The sequence below is a fragment of the Capnocytophaga sp. genome, from assembly GCF_030532915.1.
Taxonomy (GTDB): domain Bacteria; phylum Bacteroidota; class Bacteroidia; order Flavobacteriales; family Flavobacteriaceae; genus Capnocytophaga.
In genome coordinates, this window is record NZ_JAUNKD010000074.1 from 1 (window position 1) to 1,988 (window position 1,988).

The 1,988-nt window shown below is 36.8% G+C and carries 1 protein-coding gene; it reads right to left on the reverse strand.

The genetic code is table 11. The features are described from left to right. Window positions 1-123: 123 nt before the first annotated feature. Window positions 124-1,988, reverse strand: a 1,865-nt coding sequence (locus tag Q4D72_RS12100; protein WP_303078196.1) for a hypothetical protein, incomplete at its 5' end; no start/stop codon positions are given.

A 1,988-nucleotide genomic window follows, 5' to 3' on the forward strand; every position in this document is an offset into this window, starting at 1 on the left:
CTATGTGTTGCGGAATTTCGGTTTTTGCGGTTTTCATTGTTTTTATATTAGTGGGTAGTGAATTAGTGGTCAGTGATTAGTGCTAATTGCTAATGAACTAATTGCTATTTGCTTATGATGTTATTAAAAATCTATTCCTGTTGTATCAATATCTTTTTTCTTTGTAACTTCTTGATTTGTTTGCGGTTGTATTGTTTCGGTTTGCCCAACTCGGATATGAAAAAACTCGCAGCTGGTACGCTCCAATCCTACATAAACATTGCGTTTTATTTTTCCCTCTTTGTTGAGCAAATCGGGAGGGTTGAGTACATAGCCTTTGTATTCACAGAATTTTTCCAATTTGCTTTTAAATCCTTTGGCTCGTGTGGTTTTGTCACCCGTTTCGTTTTTGTAATCGTCTTGCAGGGTTTTTCTGACCAAATCCACATTTAATTTTTCATCATCAAAATAGACATCTGCCCATTCAAAAAAATTGTCGCCAATGCTGGCTTTTAGGTTGTTTTTTGCGATGTTTTCCATAGGCGAAAGCAAAGGCTTGTATCGGTTGTTCAGATACAGCTGCAAACAGCGAAACATAAAGTTGTAAAACAAATCCCACGTAGCTTTGTTCCAATCTTTAAAAAATAATTCGTGAAAATCGTTTATCGGTTGCCATTCTTCATATTCTTTCGTTGTAAAATGATAATAACTTGAAAATGAAACAAATAAAATACGTCTTAACGTGGATTGCTCCGCATTTCGCAACGCATAATTAAACGTTCCTGCCATTTTGGGGCTTTTCTCAAAAGGCAAAAAGTAACTATCACGATTCTTGGGGTTTATCGGAAGCCCGCGGGTAACAAACGAATACATCTGTGTAAAATCAGCCGATGAAGTCATATCATCAAAAAATATGATTTCGTCTTCTTCTTTGAGCGAACCGAAAAGGTGTGTGTTTTGCAATAAATTTTCTTGTTTGGCGGGCATATCAAAAAACTTGCAAAGCATCTCAACGGCTTTCATAAACAAACTTTTACCCGAACCGCCGTTAGCTTCAAAAAAACCGCCTTTTTCTTCATCGTCAAGGATATACACAAATTTAGCGAAGTTTTCCACATTGTATCGATGTAGCAGATACCCGATGGCGTAACATTTCCCCAGAAAATGTTGCTCTTGAATAACTTGCTCATCTTCCGACAAAAACGGACTGTTAAGCGTAATTTTGCGGAAATCCTTGTTTGCATCGGCTTCTTTTTTCCAAAACACACGGCTTCCGTTAATTAGAAAATTTAGAAACGAAAAATCAGTTTTTAGGATTTTTACCCGATTTCGCCCCAATTCATCAACATAATATTCAAAAAAAGGCTCTTTTAAAATGGTACAATCGTGCGGTTTTATGGCACTTTCCATTACGAAATTGGTGATTTCGCCTTTTTTTATGGTTTCAATCGCGTCAGAAGTTACCCGAATGCACGTATTTTGAAAGAAAAACAACTGAAAATCTTTGCCGTGCTTTGAAAAGTCAAGTTTTTTACTGGGTATTTTCTTTAAATCCGCTCCACGCAAAGCATTGCAGGTTTCAATGAGGTCTAAAACCTTTGCATTTGTGCCTTTTCGCACATAAAAATCGGCACAAAACGTGCGAATATCCTTTGAAGTAGGCACGGAAACCTTAAAGCCGTCAATGTTTATCAATTTTCCTTTGTCGTCATTGTCGGAAGTGTCCAAAAATTGCCCGTCATACACGAAAAAATTATGAGCATTCAGAAAATAGTACAAATTACGCTGACTTACGCGGTATTTTTTGTCTTCGCCCGAAACAAAGTCAAAACTTACAGGCACGGACAATAATTTTTTAAATTCCGATGCAATTACCGACCTTGTAACGCTTTTTTTGGTAAAATAACTCACAAAATCGCGAAAATCTTTGCCTTTTTCTCCTAAATAATACTTCGGCAGGAAAACAATCGGCAGTTTCCAAAACGCTTTGGAATATTTGTAGGCAAAAT